10 protein-coding genes are annotated in these 12130 nt (G+C 47.0%); 7 read left to right on the top strand and 3 right to left on the bottom strand.

Going from position 1 to position 12130, the window contains the following annotated elements:
• On the bottom strand, positions 1-2706 hold a 2706-nt coding region (locus IQ270_RS23185), incomplete at its 3' end, for a class I SAM-dependent DNA methyltransferase (protein WP_193975553.1).
• A 559-nt stretch (positions 2707-3265) separates the two neighbouring features.
• Here IQ270_RS23185 and IQ270_RS23175 point away from each other — a divergent pair.
• On the top strand, positions 3266-3940 hold the full coding sequence (locus tag IQ270_RS23175) for a hypothetical protein (RefSeq protein ID WP_228056617.1): 675 nt from the start codon (positions 3266-3268) through the stop codon (positions 3938-3940).
• A gap of 64 nt (positions 3941-4004) precedes the next feature.
• On the opposite strand, the gene cphA is transcribed toward IQ270_RS23175, so the two are convergent.
• Positions 4005-6728 carry a cyanophycin synthetase gene (gene cphA / locus IQ270_RS23170; protein ID WP_193975552.1) on the bottom strand — a complete coding sequence of 908 codons (2724 nt, stop codon included), beginning with the start codon at positions 6726-6728 and terminating at the stop codon, positions 4005-4007.
• Between the two features lie 454 nt (positions 6729-7182).
• Positions 7183-8076, bottom strand: a complete 894-nt coding sequence (locus IQ270_RS23165) for a cyanophycinase (RefSeq protein ID WP_193975551.1) — start codon at positions 8074-8076, stop codon at positions 7183-7185.
• A 364-nt stretch (positions 8077-8440) separates the two neighbouring features.
• Here IQ270_RS23165 and trmD point away from each other — a divergent pair, with 364 nt between their 5' ends.
• From trmD to IQ270_RS23135, 6 genes are all read left to right on the top strand, one after another.
• Positions 8441-9115: a tRNA (guanosine(37)-N1)-methyltransferase TrmD gene (trmD, locus tag IQ270_RS23160; protein ID WP_193975550.1), complete on the top strand. Its 675-nt coding sequence runs from the start codon at positions 8441-8443 to the stop codon at positions 9113-9115.
• 422 nt (positions 9116-9537) lie between these two features.
• Entirely contained in the window at positions 9538-10149 is a 612-nt protein-coding gene (locus IQ270_RS23155; RefSeq protein WP_193975549.1) for a zeta toxin family protein, read from the top strand.
• Between the two features lie 7 nt (positions 10150-10156).
• The gene (locus tag IQ270_RS32005; RefSeq protein ID WP_255532475.1) at positions 10157-10285 is read left to right on the top strand and encodes a hypothetical protein; all 129 of its coding nucleotides are present in this window, start codon (positions 10157-10159) and stop codon (positions 10283-10285) included.
• A gap of 94 nt (positions 10286-10379) precedes the next feature.
• Positions 10380-10859 carry a 2-C-methyl-D-erythritol 2,4-cyclodiphosphate synthase gene (gene ispF, locus IQ270_RS23145; RefSeq protein ID WP_193975547.1) on the top strand — a complete coding sequence of 160 codons (480 nt, stop codon included), beginning with the start codon at positions 10380-10382 and terminating at the stop codon, positions 10857-10859.
• Positions 10860-10921: 62 nt separating this feature from the next.
• The gene (locus tag IQ270_RS23140; RefSeq protein ID WP_193975546.1) at positions 10922-11440 is read left to right on the top strand and encodes a hypothetical protein; all 519 of its coding nucleotides are present in this window, start codon (positions 10922-10924) and stop codon (positions 11438-11440) included.
• 7 nt (positions 11441-11447) lie between these two features.
• A complete protein-coding gene (locus tag IQ270_RS23135) occupies positions 11448-12020 on the top strand; it encodes a PIN domain-containing protein (protein ID WP_255532474.1) in 573 nt (190 codons plus the stop codon).
• The last annotated feature ends 110 nt before the right edge of the window (positions 12021-12130 follow it).

Genomic DNA, 12130 nt, shown 5'->3' with positions numbered 1-12130 from the left:
GTTGTAGCGCGGATCATTTCCAACACCCAATCTTCCGCCTGCTGCCAGTGACCAAGTAACATGAACTCGACTAGAAAGAACTCCTAAGAAATAAGCATCATCAAGGGCGATCGCAACAATACTGATGTCAGGTATAACGATTGGATCTAAGAAGGTAAAGACACGATGTTTAGCGGTTAATACTACAGGAATATATCGCTTAAGTCCGCTTATAGAATCACGGGTTTTAGGCATAGTCTCTGCGAATAACCACCAATTCTTTCTCCGCGATCCTCTATTATTCAAGTCACGCTCAGGTTTTACCTTAAGTAGAACTTGCTGAAAAGCTTTAGGGGCTGTAATTTGCGCCTCATTTACGGTCATCCCATAAAAATCAATGACTTTGAGATTTCTGCTCTTCTTCAAAAGATCATTACCATTAGTTAGCAGTTTAATAACAAATGGTTCATCAGGAAAATCAATATCAGGTTCAACAATAAAACCATCGTTTCCAAGCATGACACCTATACCTGCTAGCTTTGAATTAGCTTTAAGAGTTTGTACGCTAACAACCTTAGCGCCCACACTCAGATCACTTTGTATAAAGCCAATTTTTCGGGAAATTACTACTTTGACATCTTCACTGTCTTGAGCTTCTCTTTCTTCAAGAACTGATTCAAGTTTTCCGCTCGCTTTTCCTGCTGCACAAGCAGTCATAGCAATTCTAACTGCTGCACAATCGTCACTATTTACCCAGGGGTGATCGGGGATGGCAAACGTTAGATAAATAGGGTCGGGAGCAGTTAGAGCCTCTTGAACGATACGACGATTGAAAGTCTGAGTAATGCTATTTGTTGTCACAAAGCCAAACTTACTGATATTACTATTAGCAGCTATTTTTGCAGCTTTGTACCACCAGTACATAACGAAGTCGCAGCTATCAGGAACCTGATTATTATAAACTTCACGTAGTGCTTTGACATAACCTTCCCCAAGCCTAAAAAGCATCTTGAGCTTTCCAATAAACGGCGGATTCGACACAATATAATCCGCCTCCTGCCACTCGGCCGCCCTCGGATTCAAATACCGATAAATCGTTACTTGGTTTGTCGGATCGGGAATATCCTCCCCTGTCACCGGACTCTTCATCATCCGTCCGCCCCAACGAGTTCTCACCTTCCCCGTCGCATCAACATCCGGTTCGATCGCATCATAGGCCAACACCGCATCCCGGCATTCAATATTGTTGTACTCCCGCAACACAGGTTCGATCGGCGGAATATCGCCAAACCGCCGAAAATGCCACTGTAAATAGCCAATCCAAATCACCAAATCCGCGATCGCCGCCGCCCTAGGATTGATCTCAATTCCCAAAAACTGACTCGGATTAACTTGAGCAATATCTAACCGCAACTGCGCCGATCCGGTGACATCCTCCAAGCGCCGCAACACCTCCGACTCCAACCCCTTCAACAAATCCAACGTCACGTACAAAAAATTCCCCGATCCGCACGCCGGATCGAGAATCTTCACCTGTTGTAACTCCGTCAGAAATGCTTCTAAAAGTGCGATCGCCTTTTTCCGTTGATTCGCAGTCGGTTCCGATTCCCCCGCGTTGAGCAACTGTTTAACCTCCGCTTGTACCGCAATCCAGCGATCGCCCAAAGGTTCCATCACCACAGGCTTTACCAACCGTTCCACATACGATCGCGGCGTATAATGCGCCCCCAACTTACTCCTCTCCCGTGCATCCAGCGCCCTTTCCAACAACGTCCCAAAAATCGCAGGTTCCACATTGCACCAATCCCGCTTCGCCGCCTGTAACAACACTTCCAACTGCGTCTTTGTTAACGCAAACGCCTGGGATTCCGCAAACAATCCGCCATTAAACCGCAACAGTTGGCCGTGAAAACCAAAACTCGTCCCCTCATTCATCGCCTCCCACAGCGCCTCTACCTCCGGCTTAAACGTCTTCGGGTTGAGAATCCATCGCGTTTCCAGCGCCTGCGTAAACAGATGTTCTTTCAGCAACCCCACATCCTCAGCAAACATGGTGAAAATACAGCGCATCAAAAACTGCGCGACTTGCTGCGGATCGACATTCGCCTCCATCCGCTTCGCCAACTCTGCCAAATCCGCCGCCACTTCCCGCGTCACCCGCGCTGCAATTTTCTCTGGGTTGCGCTGCTGTGGATTGCTAAAAATATCGACAAACAAATCGAATACATCGGCTTTTTGCAACTCAATTAGCCCGATTTCTCGCCGCGCCCCATAGCCGCCGTAATCGCCGCTAAAACCCATCCACAATTCAAAATGGTCGCCAATATCGCAAGTCAACAAAAACGGCGGTTTGCTGCTAAGATTTCGGGTATAAGCAACGGCTTGCACAAACGCTTTTTCCATCTCTCGCAAATAGGTATTCGTTCCCCGTTTTGCCGTTCCTTTTTTGCTGGTTGTTCCGCCCTGTTTAGCTTCGATTAAAAAGTGTTCGGCTTTGTAAAAATCCACAAACCCCGAAGTTACTTTGCCGCTGGGGTGAAATATTTTGACATCTTTATCGAAGCAGTAGGGATCGTTGGGAATTCTGCCTTTATCGAAAGGTCGATCGACCCCCAGCGCATCGCACATTTCCGCAAAAAACAACTGGTAGTTGGCGCGTTCGTTACCGCTAGAACCGGCCCAGCGCGTGATGAATGTTTCGACTCTGGTGCGATCGACCTCATTCATGCTTCAATCCTGCTGCTTGCTTTTTCCTTATTCTATAATTAGATCGGTTCGGATTGGCGATCGAACTCTCGATTTTGGTTGGAAAATCCTGGCATCGATTATTCAGTGGGCGGTAGTTAAGAGGTAAAATAATCCCCAATCTTCTATTTATAAACACTTTGGCGAGATTTGAGTTCATAGTAGATGGCCCACCAGTATCACAACAAGCTCGTAGGCGAGCTCTTCTTAAAGCTTGGAAAGTGACAGTGAGGCAAGAGGCTGAAAAATACTGCTCTTCGGAGCAGAAAACAGCTACTGGCCTAGTTATGCTCCAGATAACTTATTTCTACGATTCTGTTAAAATCGATGTGGACAATATAGTAAAGCCAATTTAAGATGCAATTATCGGGCTAGCCTATGTCGATGACGATCAAGTAACTGATGTCCTAGCCCGCAAGAGGAATTTATCAGCTAACTTTAAAGTAGAAAATATGACTTCGACTCTAGCGGAAGGATTTGCCCGTGGCAATGAATTCTTGCACATTGTCGTAATTGATGCTCCCGATCAAGAGGTACTTACATGATGGCAACCCCAACTGCAAACATAGAAAGAGAGCAACTGCTAAAACTAGCAGAGGAGTATCGTGAGAAAGGTTATGAAATTTCATTTCATCCAAACTCTGAAGATTTACCGGGCTTCCTTAAAAGCTATCGCCCGGATCTGATAGTGCGCCGGGGGGAAGAGTCAGTGGTTATTGCAGTCAAGTCACGCGCTTCACTCAACTCACCCTCTACTACATATCTACGCAATTTAGCCCAAGCAGTAGCAGAAAATCCTGGTTGGAGGTTTGAGTTAGTGATGACTAACTCGGAGGATGCAGTCGAGCTTCCCAAAGCTGAGGATTCTTTTCAAGAGCATGAAATAGAGTTAGGTTTACAAGTTGCTAAGCAACTTGTCACACAACATTTAGAGTCAGCCATGCTATATTCTTGGTCTTTAGTTGAGGCAACTTTGAGGATTGTTGCCCAGAAAGAAGAGCTAAGTTTGCAAAGATTAGAACCGCTGTATTTAGTAAAACAACTGACGGTTGAGGGCGTGATTTCTAAATCCGAATATCAGTTATTAATGAATGCGCTTTCTTTGCGGAACGCTATTGCTCATGGGTTTAAAACTACACAACTTACGCAAAATTCTGTGTGCGAACTGATTGAGGTTGCAGAGAAAATATTGAAAGATAATACGGCGGTTTTCTAAAACAAAAAGGTTGGGTTTCCTTTCGTTAACCCAACCTATTAATAATGAAATCAAACTTCAGAGTTTAGCCTTGATTCACCACCGAAGGTTTCAAACTGTCGCGCGACTCTCCAAGCCGATCGACATTACTGGCATTTACCACAGATTCCTGAATCGGCTTCCGGGCTTCAATCAAAGCCAGAGCTTTCGTGACGCCTTCGGGTAAAATCACCACCAAACTGTCTGCTGGTGCTTGATCCAAAGCCTTGTTAACAGCGGTTGTTTCGTCGAGAATCAACTCGTATTGAACTTTAGACCGATCGGCAGTTCCAGCAGAAATCGCCTCTGCAATCCCTTGGCATATTAACTTTGCTACTACACCGGGTTCTCGGCCGCGCCGATCGAGGTCTTCCTTCACAATAATGCGATCGAACATTTCGGCCGAAAGTTTACCCAACGTGACAAAATCCTCATCTCGTCTGTCTCCAGGAGCACCGACTACCCCGATCCGCATTCCCTGCCAATTCTGTACAAAGCTGCCCAAAGCTTTGTAGCTGTGCGGGTTGTGGGCGTAGTCGAGCAAAGCGTGATAGCTGCCCAAATTAAACAGGTTCATCCGTCCGGGAGTTTGACCGACGGAGGCTTGGAAGCTGGACAAAGCTGCCCGAATGTCTTCTATTTTCAATCCTTGGGCAAAAGCTGCCAAACAAGCTGCTAAAGCATTGGCAATCATAAACGGCGCCCGCCCGCCCATCGTCAGCGGCACGTTCACAGCCTGCTCGATTCTCAGCGTCCAATCGCCTTTGAGGATCGACAAGTAGCCGTTTTCGTAAATTGCTGCCAGCCCGCCCGCAGCGGTGTGTTTGGCTACCAATTCGTTGTCCGGGTTCATCGAAAAATATGCAATTTGAGCCTTGACACGCTGCGCCATTTGTGATACTAACGGGTCATCTGCATTTAACACTGCATAGCCTTTGGGCATTACTGACTCGACTAGGACGCTCTTGAGTTTGGCTAGTTGTTCCACGGTGTCGATGTCGCCGATTCCCAAGTGATCCGCCGCGACGTTCAAGACGACGCCGACATCGCACTGATCGAATCCCAAGCCCGATCGCAAAATTCCGCCTCTAGCCGTTTCCAGCACCGCCACTTCCACCGTGGGGTCAGACAAAATCAAGTGAGCGCTTTGCGGCCCAGTATTGTCTCCGCTGTCCACTAAATATTCACCGATGTAAGTGCCGTCGGTAGTTGTGTAGCCGGTAATTTGACCTGTCTGCTTGACTATGTGGGCCAGCAGGCGAGTGGTTGTGGTTTTGCCGTTGGTTCCAGTCACCGCTAAAATCGGCACTCGGGTGGGTTGAGGCGAGGGGAACAGCATATCGAAGACTGCGCCGGCGACGTTGCGGGGCAAACCCTGACTGGGGGCGACGTGCATTCTGAAACCCGGTGCTGCGTTGACTTCGACAATGACTCCGTTTGTATCGCGCAGGGGTTGGGAGATGTCGGAAGTTACTACGTCAATGCCGGCAATGTCCAAGCCGATGATTTTGGCGACTCGGGAAAACAGCCAGACGTTTTCTGGGTGGATTTCGTCGGTGCGATCGACTGCAATGCCACCGGTACTGAGGTTTGCTGTCGCGCGCAAAAATACTCTTTTGCCTGAAGGCACTACCGAGTCCATCGCGTATCCTTGTTTTTGCAGCAAATCGAGGGTCAATTTGTCGATCGTAATCCGGGTGAGTACCTTGTCGTGTCCGTCTCCGCGCTGCGGGTCCCGGTTTACTTCTTCAACGAGCTGTTCTACTGTATCCTTGCCGTTGCCCACGACGTTAGCAGGGACTCGTTCTGCGACTGCTATAACTTGTCCGTTGACCACTAATACTCTGTGGTCGCGTCCGGTGTAATAGCGCTCCACAATCACGCTTTTTGTTTTCGAGGCGGAGCTGGCCAAGTCGTAGGCTTCTTCTGCTACTTCCCTGGAATTGATGTCGATCGTAATCCCGCGGCCGTGGTTGCCATCTAGGGGTTTGAGGACGATCGGATAACCGCCCACATCTTCGATCGCCCCATGCAGTTCGTCCAAATAATTAATCACCGTTCCTCTCGGAACCGGTACGCCGGCAGCACCCAGGATATTTTTGGTGCCTTCCTTGTCGCAGGCCAGTTCTACCCCTAAAACTCCCGTGCGGTTGCTCAGAGTTGCCTGAATCCGCTTTTGGTGAACCCCGTAGCCCAGTTGAATCATAAACCGGGCGCTCAAGGGTATCCAGGGAATACCTCGCGCTTCTGCTTCCTTGATTAGTGTTTCCGTACTCGGCCCGAGGGCTGCTGACAAAGCAAACTCTTTAAGGTCTCTCAAATCTTGGACTAATTCCGCTGCTGGATAAGTGCCTGTATCGGCAATGCTTTGGCACATCCGCACGCCCGCCCTGGTGGCATAGCGTCCAGCTTGTTCGTTTTGATACTCGATTACTACTTGGTAAATCCCTGGTGTAGCCGTCTCCCGGGTGCGACCGAACCCGACCGGCATTCCTGCCATTTCCTGAAGTTCTAGCGCTACGTGTTCGATTACGTGTCCCATCATTGTGCCTTCTCGAACACGTTGCAGGAAGCCTCCCCGATGCCCGGGAGAACAGTAATGCTCGTTCAAACTCGGTAGCGCTGCGGTCAAGCCTTCGTAGAAGCCGGGAATTTCCGATGTGGTTTTATCTGCCAACTCCTCTAAATCCAGACGCATGAGTATTAGTTTGTTGCGTCGGATGCTCCAGTAGTTGGGGCCGCGTAATGTCTGGATTTTAAGTATTTTCATGGCAGTTAGAGAGGTATGGGTCGCGCAATTTTATAGGTAATTGGATCATTTATTCAATTTCGAGCTTACCTGGACGATCGACTGTTCGCAGCGAACAGTTCGGCGGTGAATTTCCTGTTTAGAGGCAGAGCGTCGATTTGGCATTTTGCATTTTGCATTTTCCATTTTGGATTGACTCCACAGAAGAGCGATCGAGAAGATTCAGCCCAAGTCTAAAATCTTGGCATCTCCATACTCGTAGCGTCGGGAACACAGTACCGGTTTTTGGGCGGTTTAGCGTTGAACATTAATCGCCCGACGCCATAAACCAGAAGGCAGAAGGTAGAATTTTCTGTGATTCTGCCTTCTACTGTCAGCCCGCTGCTGCACGGTTAATCTATTCTATTGTTGTATCCATTATTCGATCGCAATGTCGCATAACTTCTGCAGAATCAATGACCAGAAATCTTCTGCCTTAGTTTGCTGTGCGACATTCCGATGGCCAGCCCGACTCGGAACAGGCTGCCGATGCCATCGGTTTGCCTAGGGGCATATTGTAGCAATCTCCGTGACACAGAACGTGCAAGCGCATATTGAACAAACTTAAGGGTTCTGTCGCTCCTACTTGAGACTCGTTGGTATAAAAATTTTCCCTAGAATCAACAATAGTTACAGTGCCTTTACCGAGAACTTTCAGAGTATCGTCTCCCTCAAACAAGGCGCAGGTGTCTTCGTCAATACCAATAGCAAGGCGATCGGGATGGCAAGCAACAGCCGACAGCAAGCGAGCCATGCGGTTCCGGTTGTGAAAATGCTGATCTACGAGGATCTCCGGGATAATGTTGAGTCCGTTTGCCATATCCACTAAAGAACGATTCGGCGACGCGCCGCTGCCGCCACCTGCAATCATGTGATATCCCATCACCGCAGCACCCGCGCTGGTACCTGCGAGGGTCATCTTGCCTTCTTGAGCTTCTTTGCGAATTTTCTCCATCAGCGGGGTGTCCGCCAGCAGCCCGCAGAGCCGCAGTTGGTCGCCGCCTGTGATGAATACGCCCGTACAGTCTTCTAAGTAATCTTTCCACACCGGATTTTCTGCTTGTTGGCGCTCGCGGATATCAACAACTTTGACAGCGCTAACGCCCATTTCGTCAAATATAGTGCGGTAGCGGTTGCTAGTTCCTTCAGGATCTCGCGAAGCGCAGGGAACGATCGCCAGCCGAGCGTTTGTACCCCCAGCACGGCAAAAAAAGGTATTCAGAATCTCTCGCCCGTGAACTTTGTCTTCGGCTCCTCCGATCACCATAATCGAAGTTTTTGTGCGCTGGGGAAGATTTTGTTCGAGGGCTGGAGATGTCAACTGCTGCATGGTGTGTCTTCCTCTGGTGGATGTGAAATTCAATTTTGCCGTGGTTGTGCGTAGAATGGGGCTTTTTAAGAGAGAATATTTTTTTGTGCGATTTAAGGTACGCGCAGGGCAGCTTATCCGATCGAGAATGGCCGACGCGCGCGCGTTCCCGCAGTTGTTTGGGGGCGAGTTTACTCAAGCCGCTGTCCTGAGAACAGGTTATTTTTGTACAACAAAGCCGGCCACCAGACAAAAGAAGAGGATGTAACCTGCTGCCAAAATTCTCACAAATTATAAGAAATTATAAGTAATAATGCAATTACTGAAAACGGATATCCCTTTAAGAGTCAAACTAGAGGTGATGTACCAATAAATTCCGATTGTTGTGCGATTTGACGTTGTTACTCTATTTCCAGAATTTTTTCTCGCTCCCCTAGCATCGGGATTGATGGGCAAAGCCTTAGCTAAAAATATTGCTGAGGTGAATTTTGTCAATCCCCGCCATTTTACCACAGACAAGCACCAGCGAGTAGATGACGAGCCTTACGGAGGCGGAGTCGGAATGCTGATGAAGCCGGAACCGATTTTTGCGGCGGTGGAGTCGCTACCTGTGTTACCGAGGCGGGAGGTGATTTTGCTGACTCCGCAGGGCGAAACGATGCAGCAGCCGATGTTTCGGGAGTTCGCCACCGGGCGCGATCAGTTGGTGTTGATTTGCGGGCACTATGAGGGTGTGGACGATCGAGTCTTGCATTTGGTCACTCGCGAGGTATCTTTGGGGGATTTTGTGCTCACCGGAGGCGAAATTCCGGCTTTGGCTTTGATTAATGGGGTTTTGCGATTGTTGCGCGGCACTGTGGCTAAGGAAGATTCGCTGAAGTTTGAGAGTTTTGAAGACGGACTTTTGGATTATCCGCAGTACACTCGCCCAGCGGATTTTCGGGGATTGAAGGTGCCCGACTTGTTGCTGTCTGGAAATCACGCAGAAATTGCTCGCTGGCGCAGGGAACAGCAAATTGAAAGAACTCGCCAAAGGCGGCCGGATTTGTTGGAGGATTAATTAACTGAAGTAGATGGAAGAAGTCATTGGTCATTAGTCATTGGTCATCGGGAAGAAGAGGTATACGGCCAGCTTTTGAGCGATCGAGAATTTACGTTTAATTAGGTCGATTTACTTAGGAAGTTGCTCGTGATCAGGCTCTTTGCTCGTTACCAGGCTCTGCCTGGTAATGCAGGTGCGGAGGCTCTGCCTCTTTCTTTCTCGCAACTTACAGGAGACCTCTTGCGAAAGTATTTTATCGATCCTTTAACAGTAGCCATTTCAGCCATTATTAACTAATAATAAAAGATTGGCCAGACATACTGATAATTATTGGTTCTGTCGATTAGGTGAGGACTTTCGCAGGAGGTCTAGGATAGACGACTGTAGGAGGTGCTTAAGTTAAGTTTTCGCTCCTCAGTACAAATTTAACTTGTAAATTTATGCCGAATCTTTACATCATTGGCGGCGCTAACGGTTCCGGCAAAACCACTGCATCAATGAGTTTATTACCCAACTTTCTGGACTGTTTAGAATATGTCAATGCTGACGCGATCGCGGCTGCACTTTCACCATTCAATCAACAGTCCGTAGCCATTACCGCCGGACGCATTATGCTAGAAAGACTGCAAATTCTGTCTAATTCGGGAACAGATTTTGCTTTTGAAACTACTCTGGCAGCCCGCAGCTTTGCAGCTTTATTGAGAAGTTGTAAAACCAAAGATTATACCATTAACTTAATTTACTTTTGGTTGCGATCGCCCGAACTAGCCGTAGCAAGAGTAGCCCGACGGGTAGCTAGCGGCGGTCATTCTATCCCAGAAGATGTCATCCGCCGCCGCTATGACAGAGGACTGGGAAATTTGATTGCTCTGTATTTGCCACTGTGCGACAATTGGATTATCTATGACAACTCTCACGAAACTGCTCAGTTAGTGGCTGAAGGAATTATCGAGCAAGAACAGATAATCTATAATCTTGAAAGCTGGAATCAAATAAATCAAAGATCAAATGAACACATTAAAACCCAGGCAACTTTTATCTACAAAGATTAATGAGGGAGTGAAAGCTGCCATTGCGGCTGCCATTGAAAAACACCGCAAATTAGGCGAATCTATTGCGATTTGGCAAGATGGGAAAGTTGTAATTTTAACAGCCGATCGCATTCCTCCAATATCTGCCGAAAAGTAAAAAAGGTCGATCGCCCAAAAAACTGACTCATCTCGACACAGACTGTGAAATAATTGTCTGCTGTCTGCATTTGGCAAACATCTACTTTTTTTACATGAACATCCGCATCGGTAACGGCTACGACATCCACTGCTTAGTTCCAGAACGCCCCCTAATCCTCGGCGGCGTACACATTCCCCACGAATTAGGCTTATTAGGACACAGCGACGCAGACGTGCTTACCCACGCGATTATGGACGCGATGCTGGGAGCTCTCAGCTTGGGAGATATCGGCCTGTATTTCCCGCCAACTGACCCAAAATGGAAAGGTGCAGACAGTCTAGTGTTGCTAGAACAAGTTAATCAGTTAATATTAGATAAAGGCTGGGAAATTGGCAATATTGACTCGGTGGTGGTGGCCGAACGTCCCAAGCTGAAACCGCATATTGAGCAAATGCGCGATCGGCTTTCTACTGTCCTACAATTAAAACCAGACCAAATCGGCATCAAAGCAACTACCAACGAAAAGTTAGGGCCCGTGGGGAGAGAAGAAGGAATTGCAGCCTATGCTGTAGTTTTAGTATCCAAAAATTAAAAAAGTGGTTTGATAGTAGAAGTATAATTTACTTAAACTTATACGCTAGGAAGGCTGAAACCATGCAAACTGAAACCTTGGAAGTAGAATTACCCATAGACGCGGATATTATCGCGTTGGATAAGGACGATCGCATAGTCGTGCTAATCGAGGTCAAAATTAATCAAGCTAAAGAAAAGGCAGCCACACAGAGGATTATCGATAGCGCGCTCAAACAAATAAAACATTTCCTCTCAAAGCTCTCCGAAAAAAATGTGGTAATTCCTTATGCTATGATTGTCACTCTCGAAGATATAATCGTTTTTAAATGGGATGGCACTGTTTTATCTGAAGCTGTTTTATCGTTAAAAACGCCAGACATCCTTCACTATTATGACTCAAAATTAGGCGATCAGCGGATATTTGTACCATACCTAACTAGGCTGATTGAAGCATGGTTGCGTGACTTAGCTTATAATTGGAAGTCGGAGATTCCACCAGCATCGGAACACATAGCCGCAATCGGTTTGCTGCCGTTGCTAGCAGGTGGAACAACAAAGTCAGAGGTAAAAATTGGTGGCGATTTTATATATAGAAACTAACTTTTTGATGAGTATTGCTACAGGACGCGATCCTGATGCCAATAACTTGTTACTGAGTATACCAACATCAGTCCGCATTGCCATACCTGCTATTTGCTGCATGGAAGCTCTCTCGGCTTTAGAAGACGAGAGCAAGCGCCGCAACCGTTTTGCAGATGAACAGAAAAAACAAATTAGCCAGCTCAAGCGCGATCTTACTTCGCCTTATGCTAAGTCTCTTTTATTCCATGTAGAAGAGTCTTTGAATGAAAATGAAGGATTGCTCAATAATATTAAAGTACGTCTTTTTGATGCTCTTGAATTATTAGCTGACAATGTGGAGATGATTGAACTAACAGCAGATACACTGCAAAAAAGCTTGAATACCGTTTTCATTGAAGAAGATCCGACAGATAATTTGATTCTCCACTGCATCTTGAATCACGCACACTTACACACTCATGAAATCAAGGTATTTTTGAGCAATAATACAAAAGAATTTAGTGTGCCGGAAGTTCAAGATGCTTTGCGAGAAGCAGGAATAACCAAGTATTTCTCAGTCACTAAAGATTTTCTAGGTTGGCTACAATCTCAGTCATAATCGCACGTAGATGCTACAGTAAATTATTATGAAAAATTTCTCTATTTTACATTCAAAGCGCCGCTGGTTGGCTATTTTGCTAGCTCTAATTGCCACTATCAGTCTGTCTG

Source organism: Microcoleus sp. LEGE 07076 (genome assembly GCF_015207455.1).
Classification (GTDB): domain Bacteria; phylum Cyanobacteriota; class Cyanobacteriia; order Cyanobacteriales; family Microcoleaceae; genus Microcoleus.
This window is presented reverse-complemented; position numbering and strand designations above follow the sequence as displayed.